The sequence below is a fragment of the Variovorax sp. H27-G14 genome (assembly GCF_046156345.1).
Lineage (GTDB): Bacteria > Pseudomonadota > Gammaproteobacteria > Burkholderiales > Burkholderiaceae_C > Variovorax.
Genome location: NZ_JAYLVN010000001.1, coordinates 183883 through 203312 on the forward strand (window position 1 = coordinate 183883; position 19430 = coordinate 203312).

Here is a 19430-nt window from a genome sequence, read left to right on the forward strand (position 1 = left end):
AATATCTTGGGATTTGAGTCGGTCAGCGTGTAACCCGCAGCGCATCTAGTCTGTCGCGTGCGCGGTAGTACGTTCCAATGAGCGGCAATAGCTTCGAAGCAGCCGCCATGGCGAAGGAGCGGGAGAGTTTTCGGCGATAGAAAACGGGCGGTGCATCTGCTTTCTCTAGTAATACAGACGCAAGCGCGTTGGCGCAGGCAATCGACGTCGGCACGCCATGACCGCAACAGCCGCCTGCAAAGTACAGGCCGCTCTCAATCTCGCCCATCTGCGGTTCGCGGTGAGCTGTGAATGCTAAACGTCCACCCCAAGCGCGCTCGACGTTGAAAGGAACGCCAGGCAGCACACGACGAGCGTCTTCAAGCAACTCGGTGGCCACGCGCTGTGGCGAACTCTCATAGCACAAAGAACGCCTGCCGCCAAAGAGCAGCCGTGCCGATCCGGTCACAGCGTCGGTAACGAGCCGGAAATAGTTCGGAAAGCGTCCCGATGTCGAAAAGACTGTAGGGTTTGCGCCGAACTGTTGCACGGCGTGCGGTTCCAGTGGATGACTTGCAACGATGTAGCTGCCCACCGGTACCACCAGTCGGTTCGAGCCGACTCCAAGGCCCGTACTGTAGCCGTTGGTAGCCAGAACCACGCGGGGAGCTGTCAATTCGCCCTGCGTGTGCTGCAGCCGCCAGCCGCCGGCACCGTCCAGTGCCGCCTTGATTCGCGACACCCGGGTTTGCTCCAAGAGCCGCACGCCTAATCCTTCGCAGGCGTGTAGCAGTGCGGCCACAAGGCGCGCCGGGTTGACGCACGCGCTTATCGGATCGCGCAAGGCACCTTGGAATTCACCGAACCCGATGTGTTCGCGCAGCGCCTCGCCCGTGAGGTATTCAAGCTTGCGACCGAGTGGCACCAGAACTTCGTTGAGCGCTTCACACTCCGCACGCAGTTGCTGCGCTTGCATAGCAGTGTCGGCCAGCACAAGGCGAGTGGCATCCTCCAAAACATCTTTCTCGCCAAGCTCCCCAAGCAGAGCGCGCACTTGGTCCGGGCCTCCGAAGAACCACCGCAGCAGATCTTGTCCGCGCTCTATTCCATGACGGTTGATGGCCGCTTTCACACTGAACGGCGCAGACGAGGTGCAAAAGCCCGCATTGCGCAGGCTCGCCCCACTGCCCGCACTCTCGGCCTCGAGGACAATGACGCTGCGACCAGCCTGGGCTAGGCGAAGTGCTGTAGTGAGTCCTGTCAGGCCAGCGCCCACGATGGCAACATCGCAGGAGGGTGGTAGAGGCCTTTTTGTTTGAGCAGGTAGACCCTCACGCAACGCTCGCCAATCCTGAAGCCAGATGGACTCCGAGAGAGGCGTTGAACTTGACCCGAACGCGGGCACGTCCGCTGCTTTCCGCACAGGCTGCGCCACAGACAGGCCGAACTCGACTTCCGCTGTAGGCTTAACCATGCAGCACTTCGCTCGACATACGTGCAGCCGGCTTGCGAGCGCCAATGGCCCGGGCAATCTCGCGGGCGCGCAGCGAGAGCAGGCTGAACGAACCAGCGTCGCCGAAGCCGTGGGTCGATTCGCACAGGCCATTCAAAAACAGCATTGGAAGTTCGCTGCCCTGCGCCACACGCACCGAATAATCCCGGTTCACCAGCGCTCCGAGCTGTTCGTCGACCTGCAAGTGGCTGACGATATTCTTGAGTAGTGGATGAAATAACTCTTCCTTGCCGTCGCGGCCGAAGTTCTTAAACCCGGTGGCCAGCACGACTGCGTCCACGTCCAGACGACCCGTATCTTGGTTCACGTCATTGTGCAGGCTTAAGCTGATACGCGCCCCACTCGCCTTGGCCTTAAGAATCTGCGCGCTCTGATGCACCTGCAGTCGCTTACTGCCGCGCAGTCGGTGCATGTAGCGCGTGAGGTACAGCTGGTGCAGCACGTCGGCGTCTACCGAGGAGTAGTTCGTGTACCGAAGCTCCTCGTTCAGGCGCGACTTGTTCTGTGCTGACGCGTTGAAATAGTAATCGACGAACTCGGGAAAGTAGATTTCGTCGCTGAATGGACTCGTATCTTTCAAGCGAAATCCGTACGAGCGAATCACGCAGTGCACGGTTGCCGCAGGAAAGCGCCGCTCCAAGTCGAGCGCAATTTCCACGCCACTTTGGCTTGCTCCCACCACAGCGACCGCACCGCCCTTGCTGAGGAGGGGCATCAAGGCTTCGATGCGTGGCCGGTACTGGGTCAGGTGAAAGACCTCGCGACCCATCAAAGGCTCGAATACCTGCGGAATGTTGGGGCTGCGGCCGGGGGCAACCACGAGCGTGCGCGCCTGAAAGACGCCCTGCGAGGTACGCACTACATAGTGTGCACCTTTCCCAGGAACATTGGCTCTTCGACCCCCTTGCGTCACATCGTCGCCGACCGTAATCTCCTCTACCTCGACGCCATAGCGGACGTTGTCCTTAAAGGCATCAGCCGCCCAGCGCACGTATTGCGCGTACTCCTCGCGGAGCGGATAAGTGATGCCCAGGTTCAGGAACTCGAACAACCGGTCATGTTCGTGCAGGAAGTTCGTGAAACTGTAGCGGCTGCGCGGGTTGGACGGCGTTACCAGGTCGCGCAGCGGATGGTTTTGAATATCCGAGCCTGGCAGCATCATGTTTTCCTGCCACCCAGGACCCGCATTGCGCTCCAGAAAGAGGTGAGTCCCTCCCAGCCCTTCTTCTTCTAGTGCGATGGCAAGCGCGATGTTCGCGGGCCCAAAGCCCACCCCGATGATGTCGTATATCAAAATCTTCCCTTTCTCTCGATGTGTGCGCCTCGCTCAGAACGCCAGTAGCCTTTGAAGGTGCGTGAGATCCGCTACGCGAACGACATGAGCATCTGGTTCCTCGTCCCAGCGTTGCACGGTCGGCAACTGCAGGTGCCGACGCACATCATTGGCGAAGGAAGGCATCACGGCAGACGTGACGAGCGGGATAGTCCATCCGATGAGCCGAAGGAGATCCGCCAGCTCGCTCCGAGCTGCGTCGGAGGGCAATCCACGGACGTTTTGAGCCCGATTTGCTGCCCAACTGAGCAATTGACTGAAATTCTCAGCGACGCCTTGCAGGCTGAAATGCTCCGCCGCATAGAAGTGGGCAAAGCGCGCCTGGGCTTGTCCGTAGATGCTGCCTCGGGTGCTGCTGCTTACCCTGGGCAGCACGACCGTGTTAAGGTCGTGCGCCTGTAGCGATTCAAGGATATTCGACAATAACGACTGCCAGGGTGCTTGCAAGCGCTTTTCGGTAAGTTCGCGAAAGCCGGTGAGCGTGAAGTTGATCTTCTGACCTTCGGGATTGCTCAGGCACAGGTAGTAGCGGAGCAAGTCAGCTGGCACGTCTTTCAGGATGTCGCGCCCCCAAATAACGTGGCGCTTGCTCGTTGAGAATTTGAAGTTGTCGAGTTCATAGAACTCGTTGGTCACGATGAAAGCAGTCGGCGCGTATTTGTTTTCGCTGGCGAAGGCGAGCGCCAGGTGCACGAGGGCGAAGAAGTAGGAGTTGTCGTAGCCGAGAAACTGGACTACCTGGGACTTATCGTTCCACCCCGACTTGGCCGACAGCGTCCCGGCGGCGTTGTTCACATCACGCTCTGCGACCAGGTTGGCCGCGTTCACCAGTCCCGGGAACATCTCGGCCCAAACATTGAGCACCTGCCCCTGGCAGCCTGGGAAAGGAGCGGGGATGCCCCAGCTAGAGCGATAGGTCACTGGATAGTCGGCCAGCGGCTTCGAAAGCAGCTCGTCGACGAGCGCGATCAGGTGCGGCCGCCAAGTGCCGCGCTTGGCATCATAGAACGCCTTGATTTGCTCGCGGTACTCCTCAATCTCCAGATAGACGAGTTCCATCTCGCGCAATTCGAGCGGCGTATCTGGTGCGAGCGAGACGCGTGGCGAATCGATGGTTGTGGCATCGTTCGGATGCCCGCACGCTTCGCAGATGGCCCCCGAAGTTTCGGAGAAACACACTGTGCAGTGGCCCTTGAGGTAGGACTCGAACACATGCTCCCCAGTCGCAACATTGACAAGGACCGGCTTGGTTTTCTTTTTGAGCTTCCCCTTCGCGAACAGCTCGCTGAAAAATCCCTGCACGAACGCGCTATGGCGCTCATCCGGGTTGTGAAAGGTATCCGTCTGGATGTTCGCCATTGACAGCGTCTCGCGAATACCGTCGGCATAACGGTCTGCAAGCGCCATTGGTACCTCGTTGTTGCGCGCAGCCGTTGTCACTACATAGGTCTGGTTGTGATCTGAGAACGAGACGTACAACGGCTCGTCGCCTTGCAAGCGCACGTATCGAGCGTAGACATCCGCATTAAGGTACGGCCCCGAAAGATGGCCGATGTGCAGATCGCCATTAGGCGTTGGCGGCGTAGCGGTGATGACAATGCGCTTCATGCGGGTTGTCCTTCAACGACAGACTGGGTCGTGGCGCCAGTCGGAGTGGGCGCAGCGGATACTTCAGGCGCACCCCACCAAACGGTCAGAAACTCCAGCGACTCAACCGCCGAAGTATTCTGAAGATGATGCTGGCTGAAGCGTGGTAGATAAATGACGTCACCCTTTTCCACCGGTTGAGACTCATCGTCGACGGTCATGATGCCGGTTCCGCTCACGATGATGAAAGTCTCGTCCTCGTCGTGGTTGTGCGGGTTCGATGCCTCGCCCGCAGCAATTGTCATCCAAGCCGAACCCCAAGGCGGCGTGCTCACGCCTGCCCACGGGTAGATGCGACGGAAATCGCCGCCGTATTCAGACTTACTGACATCGGTGCTTGCTTTTCGAATGTGCATGATTGGTCTTCAGTAGGAAGTTGATAGGGGCAAAAAGATGCGACGCTCTTCGTAGGTGCGCTCAAAAGGAGTGATCAATGGACGGATCAGCCAGCGTCGCCCATACGTCAATCAGTTGGTTGCTATCGAGCAATGTCGTCTTGTCAATGCCATAGACCCGCTTCATCCAGCGCCGGCCCTCGACAGGACCCCGGCCGTGTAGGCAACGATGGTTGTTGAAGACGAGCGCTTGGCCGGGCTGAACCGCCACGCGTGTGCTGACGTCTTCGTACATCGCCTTTACCCACTCAATGGCATCGGCCCCTTGGGCGGTGGACTCACGATTGGTGATAGCCCAGCGAAACTCGTCGAACCCATCACGTTTGCACAAGATGGCAGTGTTTCGACGGTGCACGTCGTAGCCATTTAGCTGGAACGAATCGGACTGGCGAAAGGTGAACTCCTCCCGTTCCAACGCGGCGCGGATATCGGCGGGCATCTGCTCAGTAATGCGTGCCACTGGCACCACGAGCGTCTCGGTGTTCGAGTCGTTGTTGATACCCGCAATCGCCAGCACCGTTGGACGCGCGGCGCGCGGCAGGTATGGATTCTCGGTGTGCAATGAAAATGGCACTCGCCCGGCGTTTGAGTAGGTCTGCTCGGCACCGGGTATCGGGTGCAAGTCGTGATAGAGAGCACCGCCCTTTTCCTGCCGATAGCCGAAAACCGTGAGATTCAAGGCATCAAGCAACGCAGTCAGAACGAATGAAGTGATGGGTGTTGGGCCCACGCTCCATTTGCCATCCAACGATTCGACCGGCAAGTTGTCGATGACAAGAAAAGGCGAGCTCGATGCGAATAGCCGTCGAGCCAACTCATCCACCTGGAACCCAGCCTCTAAAAGCGAAACGCCTGCGCCTGACGCGACTTTCCCAATGGATGATTCGCGCAGATGCTGTTTCTGAATGTTCGTCAATGTATAGCTATTAGCATCAATCATGATTTAACTCTTCCCAACAAGACGCGTCTGGCGCACTCAACGAGAATCACTCATTCGGTCAAGTAATTGGCGGATTTGCAAAAAGATAGCCCGTTATTACGGCAAGTTTTTCGAGAGAACTTTTTGAAGTCTATCAGTGATTTTTCATGAAAAAAAATTAATAAATACCGAATTCCCGAAAATCCAACAAGGAATTTGATTGCATATTTTGACCAATCAAATCTTTACTTAACAATCCAATATCACCCGTGAGAGGGGGAGCCGCATCGAGCGACACGCAATGCGAAACAAAAATTCAAAATGACAAAAAAGTTAATCAATAACCATTGATAAAGAACTGCTTTCTTAGGGATGGCCTGATCTATGCGATTTGAGCCGTGCATTCACAAACAACTGATTCGGTGAGCGCCGTGCAGCTACCGCTTCAGCATCAGCCGGCACGCGCGGCGAGTTCATTCCTACGACTTCGCACCCGTTGTGGGCTGTTTGGCTGTGCATCGGACGCACTCATGCCTGCGCAGACAGCAATTTGCCTCGCACCATCCACAGATTGCTCAGCGCGAACAGCGTGACCAGTTGCGCAGTGTTCTTCCTCAGCCCGCGGTAGCGCACCTTCACATGGCCGAACTGGCGCTTGATCACCCGGAACGGATGCTCCACTTTGGCACGCACGCTGGCCTTGAGCTTCTCCACCTTGTCGACCAGCGCGTCGATCTCGTTGGCCTTGTCCAGCGCTCGCCGCTTGCCCGGGCGCATGGCAATGTGCCAGTGGGTATCTCGGCGCATCGTGTGACCGGTGTTTTCGGGACCGTGACCGGGGTTTTCCCGGCGGTCCCTTGCCGGGCCAGCGTTCAGTGCTGATGTTGCGTATGACTAACCCGCTGGGCATAGCCTCGCGCCCTTTGAAGGCCGAGCCGGATGCCACCGCAACGCATGAACATACGCATGATCAAGGACATACTCAGACTCAAGTACCAGGGCGGCCTGTCGCACGAGCGCATCGCGCTCAGCCTGTCGATCTCCAAGGGCGCTGTCGCCAAGTACCTCAGCCTGTCCGGCGGCGCTGGGCTCGACTGGGCGGAGGTGGCCGACCTCGACGAGGCGTCGCTTGAGCACCGCCTGATGGGCGGCGGCCCCGCCCTCAGCCACGTGGTCGACCCCGACTACGCCCATGTGCACATCGAACTGCGCCGCAAAGGCGTGACGTTGATGCTGCTATGGGGCGAATACCGCGCCGCCAACGAAGGGCGCAGGACCTGGGCCTACACCCAGTTCTGCGGGCACTACAAGGCCTTCGCCAAGACCCTCAAGCGCTCGATGCGCTAGCAGCGGCGTGCCGGCGAGAAGCTCTTCATCGACTATGCGGGACCGACGCTCGCGTTGGCCGATGGAAGCCGCGCGCAGGTCTTCGTGGCTGCCATGGGCGCATCCAGCTACACCTTCGCCTGCGCGACCGCCGACCAGAGCATGCGGGCTCGTGCGTTGACGTTCTATGGCGGCATGCCGCAATTGATCGTGCCGGACAACCCGCGCGCACTCGTCAGCGAGGTCTACCGCTATGAGCCCAAGCTCAACGAGACGGTCAACAGCTTTGCGCGTCACTACGGCGTCTCGATCCTGCCGGCAAGCCCGTACTCTCCGAAGGACAAGGCCACCGCCGAGTCGGCGGTGCAAGTTGTTGAGCGCTGGCTGATGGCGCGGCTGCGGCACACCGTGCTGGCGGACGTGCACGCCGCCGATGCGGCATTGGCTGCGCTGCTGCCTTCGCTCAACGAGCGCCGGTTCCAGAAGATCGACGGCAGCCGCGCCAGCCTGTTCGCGTCGCTCGATGCGCCCACGCTGTCCGCCTTGCCCGCCCAGCGCTGGCAGTGGGCGACCTTCAAGACCGTCACGGTGCACATCGACTACCACGTCGAGGTCGAAGGCCACCGCTACAGCGTGTCGCACTCCCTGGTGGGGTTGAAGCTGGAGGCGCGCATCACCGATGCCCTGGTGGACGTGCTGCACTGCGGCGAGCGCGTGGCCTGCCACGCCCGCAGCGCACGGCGCGGCGGGTTCACCACGCTCGACGAGCACATGCCAGCAGCCCACAGGGCGCACAAGGAGTGGTCGCCCGAGCGGCTGATCCATTGGGGTGGGGAGGTGGGCGTGAATACTGGGCGCTTCGTCACGCAGTTGCTGCTGCGCTTTCGCCACCCCGAACACGGCTACCGCAGTTGCCTTGGGCTGCTCAGCCTAGTCAAGCGCTACGGCCCGCAGCGCTTGGAGGCGGCCTGCATGCTGGCGCTCGAACTCGGCGTTGGGCAGTACCGCCATGTGCGCGACATCCTCGCCCACGGGCGGGACCTGATCGAGCGTCCTGCTCCCGCACCCGAATGGGTGTCCCCGGAGCACGACAACCTGCGCGGCGCTTCCTACTTCCACTGAAGGACCTCCCCAATGATGATGAACAACACCCTCACGCAACTGCGCGACCTCACGCTCGCAGGCATGGCCTCGGCCGTCGAGGAGCAGCTCTCCAGCGGCGCGAGCATGGGCCTGAGCTTCGAGGAGCGCCTCGCGCTGATGGTCGACCGCGAGGTGCACCACCGCGGCGACAAGCGCCGCGCCGTGCTGATGAAGAAGGCCGGCTTGAAGTATCCCCAGGCCTGCATCGAAGACGTGGACAGCCGCGTCGGCCGGGGCTTCGAGAGGAGCTCGTTGATGAGCCTGGCACTGTCGCGCTGGGTGGAGGACGGCACCGCCATACTGATCAGTGGCGCCACAGGCTCGGGCAAGTCGTGGTTGGCCTGCGCGCTGGCGCAGCACGCATGCCGCCGAGGTCGCTCGGCGCTTTATGTGCGCGTGCCGCGCCTGGCCGAGGACCTGCGTGTGCTGCACGGCAACGGCGGCTTCAGTCATTGGCTGCAGGCGGTGGCACGCACGGACTTACTGCTGCTCGACAACTGGGGTCTTGCGGCCCTGGACGGACCCACACGCGCCGACCTGATGGAGGTCATCGACGACCGGGCCGGGACGCGTCCAACAATCGTGACCAGTCAGTTGCCGGTCGAACACTGGCATGCCTGGATCGGCGATGCCACGATCGCCGACGCCATCCTCGACCGGCTGCTGTCGCGCAGCCATCGACTCAACCTCAAGGGCCAGTCGTTGCGCCCAGGCAAGGCAGCCCCTGCGACCGCCGAAGGCAACCCTATGGAAATGATCAAAGACGAAATCGCCGTTTAGACAACCCCCATGCCCTTCCAAGACCCCACTCACGGACCCCGCCCAACAACCCTCAAATCCTCTCTTCCTACAATCCAATTCCACGCAACTCAGCACCGACCACTCAAGCCGGTCACGTTCCCGAAATCGTCGGTCACGTTCGCCGAAATGCGCAGTGACGCGGCGACCAAAGGGATGACCGAAATACAGGTGGCAGTGGCCCTGTCCCAAATCGACGCGGTGTGGGAGCAGTTGTTTCCGTTGGAGCAGCATCGCATCGTGCAGTTGCTGGTCGAGCGCATTGTCGTGTCGCCCAACGAGACGCAGGTGCACCTACACTCCAACGGCATCGAGAACCTGGCGCTGGACGTGGTGCGCACCGCAAGCCGAAAAACGGCGAACACTATCGAGGAGGCGCCGGCATGAAAATGACCGCGGTGGAGTTTCCGGGCGAGGCGATGATGTTGCGCTCGCAAGATGGTGGCATCACGGTGGCCATTCCGATCCGCATTCAACGCTAGAGCGGACGACGGCAGGTGGTGGTGCCGCAGGGCATTTCTGCCACGCTGGGCGGCCTGCGTGCGCCGACGGCGCTGCAAGTAGCTTTGGCTCGCGGCCACCGTTGGTTGCGACAGATTGAGTCCGGCAAAGTCAGCAACCTGGCAGGCATTGCCGAGCGTGAAAAGATCGACCGCAGCTACGTGAGCCGCATGGTCAACCTGACGACCTTGGCTCCGGACATCCAGGTGGCGATCCTCCACGAAACGTTGGCCGAGGAAGTCTCGCTGTTCGATCTGGCCATCGACACGCCGCTGTGTTGGCAGGCGCAGCGCCAGCGTGTTGCCGATGTCGTTGCCAAGGTGAGTGCTGGAAAAACACTGCCTGTTGCGCAGAATTGACGGAATCCTCTCTCTCGCTGGTCTTGAGGTGCCGACCGATGCTCGAAAAAATATCTGTGGCGACGACGATGCGTAAGTTGTTGATACTGCAGGAATCGCCCTTGCGGACTTGGCCGCTTGCGCGTCCGCAGGGAGTAGAGAAAGAGAGAGGAAAAACGGGCCAAAGCCGTCAAAATCCCGGTAGACCCCGGGTGGCGAAGTCCGCAAGCCGAAGTGAAAAACCCCGCCAGGCTTGCGGCCTGACGGGGTTGATCGAAATGCAAAGAGAATGTCTTCGCAAGTTTTAGTGGTGGAGCTGGGGGGATTTGAACCCCCGTCCGCAAGCCTTCATCGCGCAGTTCTACATGTTTAGTGATCTGATTTAAGTCTCGCTTCCTGAGTCGCGCAGTCACACGCTAAACCGGACGCCAGCACCCTATTTTCTCGTCCCGACCCAAGGTACCCGGATCGGAGCCAGCCCATGTAATTATCTTTGCAGCCGGGAGGTTTCAGATTGCTCTGTTACCCCCTTGCCCAGCCCATCGGCCTGCTGTTGCAAAGCTCACCGGCAATTAAGCGGCGAGTGCGAAACGTTCGTCGTTTGCAGTTAGTTTGTTTGAATCTGTTTTACGAGCGCATTCAGCTCGACATGCCCCGCTGCGACTCCGAACCCACGTCGAAACCAGTGCAGCCCCAAGCGACTCATTTTAGGCGCTATTGAGCAACTTCAAGAGCTCCAGGGGCGAAGAGATTGAAGCATCTGCGTTCCAGCGTGTCGAATCGCCCTGCGAACCCATGTAACCGTAGGTCGCCGCGACCGTGCGCATACCCGCGGCGCGCCCCGCGATGATGTCGCGCTCGTCGTCCCCGACATAGATGCAAGCCTGCGACGGCACGCCGAGCCGGCGGGCCGCCTCGTGCAAAGGCTCGGGGTGCGGCTTGGCGAACGGCGTGGTGTCTCCGCTGACCACCGCGCCCGCGGTCGCGAAAAGCGGGATCGAACGCGTGAGCGGATCCGTGAAGCGCATCGACTTGTTGGTGACGACACCCCACAGCAAACCGTGCTCGCGCAACGCGTCAATCAAGGACTGCACACCGTCGAACACTTGGGTGTTGAGCAGCATTCTTTGCTCGTAGGTCACAAAGAACTCTTCGCGCAGCGCCGGGAACTCAGCCGCTTCCGGCGTGATGCCGAATGCCACACCGAGCATGCCCCGCGCACCCGCGCCGGCCATGGGCCGATACAGATCGAGCGGGAGCGAGGCAAGGCCGCGGTCGGTGCGCATCTTGTCCGCCGCAGCGCCGAGGTCGGGCGCGCTGTCGATCAGCGTTCCGTCCAGGTCGAACAACACGGCCTTGGTCTCGGCGCCCTTCATCCTTGCGACTCGGGAGCGGCCGGCTTCTGCGTGGCGAACATGTAGTTGACGCTGGTGTCGCCGCTGAGCCAGTAACGTCGGGTCAACGGGTTGTGTTCCAGGCCGCGGGTGTGGCGAAGGTCCAGATCGGCTGCACGGCAATAGCCCGCGAGTTCGCTGGGGCGAATCAGCTTGGCGTACTCATGCGTTCCGCGCGGCAGCATGCCCAGGACGTACTCCGCACCCACGATCGCCAACATGAAGGCCTTCAGATTGCGATTGATGGTAGAAAAGAACACCCAGCCGCCCGGCTTGACCAGCGTGGCGCAGGCCTGAATGACGGATGCGGGCTTGGGCACGTGCTCGAGCATTTCCATGCAGGTGACCACGTCGAAGCTGCCTGGCTGCTCGGCGGCCAGGGCTTCGGCGCTGATCTCGCGGTACTTCACGCCATGCGTGCCCGCCTCCAGCGCATGCAGTTGCGCAACCTTCAGTGCCTTGCCGGCAAGGTCGATGCCCAGCACGTCGGCGCCCTTGCGGGCCATGGAGTCCGCCAGGATGCCGCCGCCGCAGCCGATATCGAGCACACGGCGTTGCGAAATAGGGGCAATACCGTCAATCCATTCCAGTCGCAATGGATTGATTTCATGCAGTGGGCGGAATTCGCTCTCCAAATCCCACCAGCGATGTGCAAGTTCTGAAAACTTGGCCAGTTCAGCCGGATCGGCATTCACGTTTTCTGTCATGCAGCGATTATGAAACGAGCAATGTCCCATAAACAACGCCCGGCTTTGTTGAAAGATCAATCGCCAATTCAACGCCCATAAAAAAACCCCGCCTAAGCGGGGTTTTTACGGTCGATGGAATCGATCGATCAGTTGGCGCGGGTGCCAACCACTTCGATTTCCACGCGACGGTTCTTGGCGCGGCCTTCCTTGGTGCGGTTGTCAGCCACTGGCTGCTTCTCGCCCTTGCCTTCGGTGTAGACGCGGTTGCGTTCGATGCCCTTCGAGACCAGGAAGGCCTTGACGGCTTCGGCGCGACGCACCGACAGACGCTGGTTGTAAGCGTCCGTACCGATGGAGTCGGTGTGACCCACAGCGATGATGACTTCGAGGTTGACGCCACGGATCTTCTCGACCAGATCGGTCAGCTTGGCGCGACCTTCAGGCTTCAGAACCGACTTGTCGAAGTCGAAGAAGGCGTCAGCAGCGAAGGTAACCTTCGAAGCAGCGACTTGCGCGGCCGGAGCGGCAGGCACCACGCCAGGAGCGGGAGCAACAGCAGCCGGACCAGCAGGAACCAGAGCGCCGTCGCAACCAGCGGCTGCGGTAGCAGGCGTCCAGTTGGCATCGCGCCAGCACAGTTCATTGGTGCCGTTCTTCCAGACCAGTTCGCCAGTGCCGTTTTGCCAGTTGTCGATCGTAGGACCGCCGTCAGCAGCGGTGACACGGGTCTGCGCGCCGGCGGCAGTGGCGAGCGCAGCGACTGCAAACATCATCGCCACTTTATTCAGTTTCTTCATGGTTCTCCTCTTGGGGAAAAAGCCGCAGCCGCGCTGCGAATCAAGGACGCTTTAAGTGACCACCACCCAAAACGTTGAGGCGATTGTGCCATAGGGTCTTTGGCAAACAGGCCGCAGCGCACCCCTGAAGCGTAGGACGGAGGCGGAATAGGCGCCTTGTGTTGCGGCGTTGCGACACCCCTCACAGCGTAAAATTTCGCCTTCCTGCCGCCAGCCCCTTGCCCATGACCTCCTTCGCAAAAGAAACCCTGCCCATCAGTCTCGAAGAGGAAATGCGCAGCAGCTATCTCGACTACGCGATGAGCGTGATCGTCGGCCGAGCGCTTCCCGATGCCCGCGACGGCCTCAAGCCGGTGCACCGCCGCGTGCTCTTCGCGATGCACGAGCTCAACAACGACTGGAACCGCCCTTACAAGAAGTCGGCCCGTATCGTCGGCGACGTCATTGGTAAATACCACCCGCACGGCGACCAGTCGGTCTACGACACCATCGTGCGCCTGGCCCAGGACTTCTCGATGCGCCACATGCTGGTGGACGGCCAGGGCAACTTCGGGTCGGTCGATGGAGACAACGCAGCGGCAATGCGTTATACGGAAATCCGGCTGGCCAAAATTGCACATGAAATGCTGGCCGATATCGACAAGGAAACTGTCGACTTTCAGGACAATTACGACGGCTCCGAAAAAGAGCCCAAAGTGTTGCCGAGCCAACTGCCGAATTTGCTGGTCAATGGCTCCGGCGGTATTGCGGTCGGCATGGCCACCAATATTCCACCGCACAACCTGAATGAAGTGGTGGACGCCTGCCTCCACCTGTTGCGCAACCCCGAGGCCAGCATCGACGAGCTGATGGAGATCGTGCCAGCGCCCGACTTCCCCACCGCCGGCATCATCTACGGCATCAACGGCGTGAAGGATGGCTACCGCACCGGGCGCGGCAAGGTCGTGATGCGCGCCAAGTGCCACTTCGAGGACATCGACCGCGGCCAGCGCCAGGCGATCATCGTCGACGAGCTCCCCTACCAGGTCAACAAGAAGACGCTGCAGGAGCGCATGGCCGAGCTGGTGCACGAGAAGAAGATCGAAGGCATCAGCCACATTCAGGACGAGTCCGACAAGTCGGGCATGCGCCTGGTGATCGAGCTCAAGCGCGGCGAAGTGCCCGAGGTTGTGCTCAACAACCTCTACAAGCAGACGCAGCTGCAGGACACCTTCGGCATCAACATGGTGGCGCTGGTCGACGGCCAGCCCAAGCTGTGCAACCTGAAGGACCTGATCCAGGTCTTTCTGCAGCACCGCCGCGAAGTGGTCACGCGCCGCACCGTCTACACGCTGCGCAAGGCCCGCGAACGCGGCCACGTGCTCGAAGGCCTCGCGGTGGCGCTGGCCAACATCGACGAGTTCATCCGCATCATCCGCGAGTCGCCCACGCCGCCCGTGGCCAAGGCCGAGCTGATGACCCGCAGCTGGGACAGCAAGCTGGTGCGCGAAATGCTCACGCGCTCGCGCGCCGACGGCGGCGTGATCAACGCGGACGACTACCGCCCCGAAGGCCTGGAGCGCCAATACGGCATGGGCGGCGACGGCCTGTACCGCCTGTCGGAAACGCAAGCGCAGGAAATTCTGCAGATGCGTCTGCAGCGCCTCACCGGCCTCGAACAGGACAAGATCGTGGCCGAGTACCGCGAGGTCATGTCCGAAATCGACGACCTGCTGGACATCCTCTCCAAGCCCGAACGCGTCTCCACCATCATTGGCGAAGAGCTCGGCACCATCAAGCAGGAGTTTGGCCAGTCGAAGCTGGGCGCGCGCCGCAGCCAGGTCGAGCACAGCGCATTCGATCTGTCGACCGAAGACCTGATCACGCCCACCGACATGGTGGTGACGCTCTCGCACAGCGGCTACATCAAGAGCCAGCCGCTGGGCGAGTACCGCGCGCAAAAGCGCGGCGGCCGTGGCAAACAAGCCACCGCCACCAAGGAAGACGACTGGATCGACCAGCTCTTCATTGCCAATACGCACGACTACATTCTTTGCTTCTCCAACCGCGGCCGGCTCTACTGGCTCAAGGTGTGGGAAGTGCCGGCCGGCTCGCGCGGCTCGCGCGGCCGCCCCATCGTGAACATGTTCCCGCTGCAGGAAGGCGAGAAGATCAACGTGGTGCTCGCGCTGACCGGCGAGAAGCGCGTCTTCCCGGCCGACCAGTATGTGTTCATGGCAACCTCGATGGGCACCGTCAAGAAGACCGCGCTGGACGAGTTCAACAACCCGCGCAAGGGCGGCATCATTGCCGTGAACCTCGACGAGGGCGACTACCTGATCGGCGCGGCGCTGACCGACGGCAAGCACGATGTGATGCTCTTCAGCGACGGCGGCAAGGCCGTGCGTTTCGACGAGGAAGACGTGCGCCCGCTGGGCCGCAATGCGCGCGGCGTGCGCGGCATGTCGCTCGACCAGGGGCAAGGCGTGATCGCCATGCTGGTGGCCGAGGACGAGCAGCAGAGCGTGCTCACCGCCACCGAGAACGGTTACGGAAAACGAACAAGCATTACCGAATACACGCGCCATGGCCGCGGAACCAAAGGCATGATCGCGATTCAACAGAGTGAGCGCAACGGCAAGGTCGTGGCCGCCACTCTCGTTCATGCCGATGATGAGATCATGCTCATCACCGACAAGGGTGTGCTGGTGCGCACCCGGGTTGCCGAAATTCGCGAACTGGGTCGCGCAACGCAAGGCGTTACGCTTATCGGTCTCGACGAAGGCGCCAAACTCAGCGGTCTTCAACGCATTGTCGAAAACGACGCCAACGGCGAAATAGAGCCTGACGCGGACGATGCTTCCTCATCTTCAACGGAGAATCCTCAGTGAAAAAAATCAAACTCGCACTTCTGACGGTTGCCCTGGCTGGCAGTTCGATGGCCGCCATGGCCCAGGACAAGGCCACGCTCATCAAGCAGTTCATCGACATCCAACGCCCCGGTATCGAATCGCTGGCGCGCGGCCTGGTGGAACAATCGAGCGCTCCGATCGCACAAGCGGGTTCGCAGTACCTTCAGACGCAAGTGCCAGAAGCCAAGCGTGAATCCGCTGCCAAGGCGGCCGACACCGAGCTGAAGAAGTACTTCGACGACGCCTACCCGATCGTTCGCGACAAGGCCCTCCAACTGGCCCCTGGCGCTTTGACCCCGCTGCTCGAACAGAACTTCAGCGAAGACGAGCTCAAGCAGCTGCTGGCCTGGATCAACTCGCCCCTCAGCAAGAAGTACCAGGAACTGAACCCGAAGATGCAGACCGCACTGACGGAAAAGCTGGTGACCGACACGCGCGGCACCATCGAACCCAAGATGCGCGCACTCGACGAGAACGTCGCCAAGGCCCTGGGCGCGCCCACCGAAGCCCCCGCCGCTGCCAAGGCTCCCGCCAAGGCACCTGCCAAGAAGTAAGACCAACGTGACCCAGCAGCAGACGCCGGCCGGCAAGCGCCCCTACAACTTCTCGGCCGGTCCGGCTGCCATGCCGGAGGCGGTGCTTCAACGCGCCGCCTCCGAAATGCTCGACTGGCAAGGCAGCGGCATGAGCGTGATGGAAATGAGCCATCGCGGCAAGGAATTCGGTGCAATCTGCACCCAGGCCGAAGCCGACATTCGCACGCTGCTGGCCATCCCCCCCAATTTCCACATCCTGTTCATGCAGGGTGGCGGCCTTGGCGAAAACGCCATCGTGCCGATGAACCTGTCGCGCGGGCAAACCGCCGACTTCGTCATCACCGGCAGCTGGAGCGTCAAGTCGCACAAGGAAGCGCAGCGCTATTGCACGGCGCGCGTGGTCGCAAGCAACGCCGACGACCAGCACACCAGGCTGCCCGATCCCGCGACCTGGCAACTCTCCAAAGACGCCGCGTACGTGCATGTGTGCTCCAACGAGACCATCAACGGCATCGAGTTCCAGCAGCTGCCCGACCTGGCGGCACTGGGCAGCAATGCGCCCCTGGTCATCGATTTTTCTTCGCACGTTGCTTCGCGCAGCGTCGATTGGTCCCGCGTGGGCCTGGCCTTCGGCGGCGCCCAGAAGAACCTCGGCCCCGCCGGCCTGACGATCGTGGTTGTGCGCGACGACCTGCTGGGACACGCGCTCGCGATCTGCCCGAGCGCGTTCAACTACAAGACCGTGGCCGACAACCAGTCCATGTACAACACGCCGCCGACCTGGGGCATCTACATGGCGGGGCTTACCTTCCAGTGGCTGCTGCAGCAGAAGGAAGGCGAGCTGACCGGCGTGGCCGCCATGGAGCAACGCAACATCGCCAAGGCGAAGCTGCTCTACGACTTCATCGACGCCTCCGACTTCTACGCCAACCGAATCGACCCGAACTGCCGCTCGCGCATGAACGTGCCGTTCTTCCTGGCCGATGAAGGGCGCAACGAAGCCTTCCTGGCCGGCGCGCGCCAGGCGCAGTTGCTCCAGCTGAAGGGGCACAAATCGGTTGGCGGCATGCGCGCCAGCATTTACAACGCCATGCCGCTGGAAGGGGTGCAGGCCCTGGTGGGCTACATGCGAGAATTCGAGCGATCGCACGCCTAGTCGCGTGCCCCCGCTCAGTTGCTCGCACAGATGACCGATTCCGCCTCGACACCCCCCTCTACTCCCGCCGCTCCCGCCGATAAATCCGAAGGCCTGTCCGATCTGCGCGTGCAGATCGACTCGCTCGATCAGCGTCTGCTGAGCCTGCTCAACGAGCGGGCCCATGTGGCCGAACTGGTCGGCGAGGTGAAGAAACGCGAGGGCTCCCCGTTCTTTCGCCCCGACCGCGTGGCGCAGGTCATCGACAAGATGCAAAAGAGCAATGGCGGTCCGCTCAAGGACCTCCATGTGGCGGCCATCTGGCGCGAAATCATGTCGGCCTGCCTGGCGCTGGAATCGCCGCAACGCGTGGCCGTGCTCGGCCCCGAAGGCACCTTCTGCGAACAGGCCGCCATCGAGTACTTCGGCGGCGCCGCCGACCTGATCTACTGCGCCAGCTTCGACGAGGTGTTCCACGCCACCGCCGCAGGCAGCGCCCAGTACGGCGTGGTCGGCGTCGAGAACTCGACCGAAGGCGTGGTGACGCGCTCGCTCGACCTGTTCCTGCACTCGCCCACCCATGTGGTCGGCGAAGTCAGCCTGCTGGTTCGCCACCATCTGCTGCGCAGCAGCAACTCGCTCGAAGGCGTCGAGGCCGTGCTGGCCCACCCGCAAGCGCTTGCCCAATGCCAGACCTGGCTGTCCAAGCACCTGCCCAACGCAGAGCGGCGCGCCGTGTCGAGCAACGCCGAAGGCGCACGCCTGGCGGCCACCAACCCGGCCTGGGCCGCACTGGCCGGCGAACGCGCCGCCACCCGCTTCGGCCTGCACATCGTGGCGCACGCCATTCAGGACGACTCCTACAACCGCACCCGCTTTTCCGTCATCTGCCTGCCGCAAACGCTGGCCATGCCGCCGGCGTCGGGCCGCGACTGCACGAGCCTGATCGTCTCGGTGCCCAACCGACCTGGCGCGGTGCACGACCTGCTGGTGCCGCTGAAGGCCAACAACGTGTCGATGACGCGCTTCGAGTCGCGCCCCGCGCGCACCGGCCAGTGGGAGTACTACTTCTACATCGACCTCGACGGCCACCCCTCGCAGCCCAACGTGGCCGCGGCGCTGGCCGAGCTGCGCGGTCTCTGCGCGTTCTACAAGGTGCTGGGCGCCTACCCCGTCAAGGCCTGAGCGGCAGGCAGGCACAAGCATGTTCGAACAACTGGGACTGATCGGCTGCGGCCTGATGGGCGGCTCCTTTGCGCTCGCGCTCAAGCGCGCGAAGCTGGTGAAACGCGTGGTGGGCTACAGCAAGTCGCCTTCCACCACAGAGCGGGCGCGCCAGCTAGGCGTGATCGACGTGGCGGCGCCTTCCGCGCTGCTCGCGGTGTCGGGCGCCGACATCGTGCTGCTGGCGGTGCCGGTGGCCGCGTCGGAGGCCACCTTCAAGGCCATGCGCCACGGCATTTCGGCCGACACACTGGTGATGGACGTCGGCTCGACCAAGGGCGACGTGATCGAGGCGGCACGCAACGGCCTGCAGAAGCAGTTCTCCAGCTTCGTGCCGGCCCACCCGATCGCGGGCAAGGAACTGTCGGGTATCGAGCATGCCGAGGCCTCGCTCTTCACGGGCCGCCAGGTCGTGCTGACCCCCGTCAAGGCCACGCTGCGCTCCAACGTGCAGCGGGCCACGCAGGTGTGGAGCGGCATCGGCGCGCATGTGCTCACGATGACGCACGAGGAGCACGACGCCGCCTTCGCCGCCGTGAGCCACCTGCCGCACCTGCTGGCCTTTGCGTACACCAACGCCATTGCCGCGCAGCCGCAGGGCGACCGCTTTCTGAGCCTCGCGGGCCCGGGCTTTCGCGACTTCTCGCGCATTGCCGCGAGCGACCCCGTCATGTGGCGCGACGTGCTGCTGGCCAACCGTGCGCAGGTGCTCGAACAATCGCAGGCCTTCCGCAAGGCGCTTGAAGACCTCGAGGCCTTGATGACCGCGGGCGACCTGCAGGCGCTGGAGCAAGCCATTGCCGCCGCCAGCAAGACCCGCGCGGCCTGGAAGCCGGCCACCGGCACCCTGTCGCAGCAACAGGACAACTGAC

Annotated in this window: 15 protein-coding genes, 1 other RNA gene and 3 pseudogenes; 9 read left to right on the forward strand and 10 right to left on the reverse strand. The window is 61.8% G+C overall.

Annotated features, from left to right (window positions below):
- Positions 1-22: 22 nt before the first annotated feature.
- The 6 genes and pseudogenes from VLK31_RS00905 to VLK31_RS00930 all read right to left on the reverse strand — a co-directional run.
- Positions 23-1453 carry an FAD-dependent oxidoreductase gene (locus VLK31_RS00905; protein ID WP_409166491.1) on the reverse strand — a complete coding sequence of 477 codons (1431 nt, stop codon included), beginning with the start codon at positions 1451-1453 and terminating at the stop codon, positions 23-25.
- Complete coding sequence (locus VLK31_RS00910; protein WP_409166492.1) at positions 1446-2786, reverse strand: lysine N(6)-hydroxylase/L-ornithine N(5)-oxygenase family protein; 1341 nt, start codon at positions 2784-2786, stop codon at positions 1446-1448. Before VLK31_RS00910 ends, VLK31_RS00905 begins: the two co-directional genes overlap by 8 nt.
- 33 nt (positions 2787-2819) lie before the next feature.
- Positions 2820-4433 carry a class I tRNA ligase family protein gene (locus VLK31_RS00915; RefSeq protein WP_409166493.1) on the reverse strand — a complete coding sequence of 538 codons (1614 nt, stop codon included), beginning with the start codon at positions 4431-4433 and terminating at the stop codon, positions 2820-2822.
- Positions 4430-4828 (reverse strand): cupin domain-containing protein, encoded by a 399-nt coding sequence (locus VLK31_RS00920; RefSeq protein ID WP_409166494.1) that lies wholly within the window; start codon positions 4826-4828, stop codon positions 4430-4432. The genes VLK31_RS00915 and VLK31_RS00920 overlap by 4 nt, the downstream gene beginning before the upstream one ends.
- 61 nt (positions 4829-4889) lie before the next feature.
- Positions 4890-5807, reverse strand: coding sequence for a TauD/TfdA family dioxygenase (locus tag VLK31_RS00925; RefSeq protein WP_409166495.1), 918 nt, complete (start codon positions 5805-5807; stop codon positions 4890-4892).
- A 507-nt stretch (positions 5808-6314) separates the two neighbouring features.
- Positions 6315-6584, reverse strand: a pseudogene (locus VLK31_RS00930) (transposase); the annotation flags it as partial.
- Between the two features lie 141 nt (positions 6585-6725).
- Here VLK31_RS00930 and istA point away from each other — a divergent pair.
- The 4 genes and pseudogenes from istA (at position 6726) to VLK31_RS00950 (ending at position 9913) form a co-directional block, all read left to right on the forward strand.
- A pseudogene (istA, locus tag VLK31_RS00935) lies at positions 6726-8234 on the forward strand (IS21 family transposase).
- Positions 8235-8246: 12 nt separating this feature from the next.
- Positions 8247-9035, forward strand: a complete 789-nt coding sequence (gene istB / locus VLK31_RS00940) for an IS21-like element helper ATPase IstB (RefSeq protein ID WP_409166496.1) — start codon at positions 8247-8249, stop codon at positions 9033-9035.
- A gap of 9 nt (positions 9036-9044) precedes the next feature.
- Complete coding sequence (locus VLK31_RS00945; RefSeq protein WP_409166497.1) at positions 9045-9440, forward strand: hypothetical protein; 396 nt, start codon at positions 9045-9047, stop codon at positions 9438-9440.
- Positions 9437-9913, forward strand: a pseudogene (locus VLK31_RS00950) (LacI family transcriptional regulator). The gene VLK31_RS00945 and the pseudogene VLK31_RS00950 overlap by 4 nt, the downstream one beginning before the upstream one ends.
- A gap of 287 nt (positions 9914-10200) precedes the next feature.
- On the opposite strand, the gene ssrA reads toward VLK31_RS00950, so the two are convergent.
- The 4 genes from ssrA to ompA all read right to left on the reverse strand — a co-directional run bounded on the left by ssrA (position 10201) and on the right by ompA (position 12772).
- Positions 10201-10587: a transfer-messenger RNA gene (gene ssrA, locus VLK31_RS00955) on the reverse strand.
- A 12-nt stretch (positions 10588-10599) separates the two neighbouring features.
- Positions 10600-11268, reverse strand: coding sequence for an HAD-IA family hydrolase (locus VLK31_RS00960; protein ID WP_409166498.1), 669 nt, complete (start codon positions 11266-11268; stop codon positions 10600-10602).
- A complete protein-coding gene (gene ubiG, locus VLK31_RS00965) occupies positions 11265-11993 on the reverse strand; it encodes a bifunctional 2-polyprenyl-6-hydroxyphenol methylase/3-demethylubiquinol 3-O-methyltransferase UbiG (RefSeq protein WP_409166499.1) in 729 nt (242 codons plus the stop codon). The genes VLK31_RS00960 and ubiG overlap by 4 nt, the downstream gene beginning before the upstream one ends.
- A 128-nt stretch (positions 11994-12121) precedes the next feature.
- The gene (gene ompA, locus VLK31_RS00970) at positions 12122-12772 is read right to left on the reverse strand and encodes an outer membrane protein OmpA (RefSeq protein ID WP_409166500.1); all 651 of its coding nucleotides are present in this window, start codon (positions 12770-12772) and stop codon (positions 12122-12124) included.
- 224 nt (positions 12773-12996) lie between these two features.
- Between ompA and gyrA the strand changes: the two genes are divergently transcribed.
- The 5 genes from gyrA to VLK31_RS00995 all read left to right on the forward strand — a co-directional run bounded on the left by gyrA (position 12997) and on the right by VLK31_RS00995 (position 19429).
- Entirely contained in the window at positions 12997-15642 is a 2646-nt protein-coding gene (gene gyrA, locus VLK31_RS00975) for a DNA gyrase subunit A (protein WP_409166501.1), read from the forward strand.
- Positions 15639-16217, forward strand: coding sequence for a DUF2059 domain-containing protein (locus VLK31_RS00980; protein WP_409166502.1), 579 nt, complete (start codon positions 15639-15641; stop codon positions 16215-16217). The genes gyrA and VLK31_RS00980 overlap by 4 nt, the downstream gene beginning before the upstream one ends.
- A gap of 70 nt (positions 16218-16287) precedes the next feature.
- Positions 16288-17355, forward strand: a complete 1068-nt coding sequence (gene serC / locus VLK31_RS00985) for a 3-phosphoserine/phosphohydroxythreonine transaminase (RefSeq protein ID WP_409167342.1) — start codon at positions 16288-16290, stop codon at positions 17353-17355.
- A 30-nt stretch (positions 17356-17385) separates the two neighbouring features.
- Positions 17386-18519 carry a prephenate dehydratase gene (gene pheA / locus VLK31_RS00990; RefSeq protein ID WP_409166503.1) on the forward strand — a complete coding sequence of 378 codons (1134 nt, stop codon included), beginning with the start codon at positions 17386-17388 and terminating at the stop codon, positions 18517-18519.
- 19 nt (positions 18520-18538) lie between these two features.
- On the forward strand, positions 18539-19429 hold the full coding sequence (locus VLK31_RS00995; protein ID WP_409166504.1) for a prephenate dehydrogenase: 891 nt from the start codon (positions 18539-18541) through the stop codon (positions 19427-19429).
- The last annotated feature ends 1 nt before the right edge of the window (position 19430 follow it).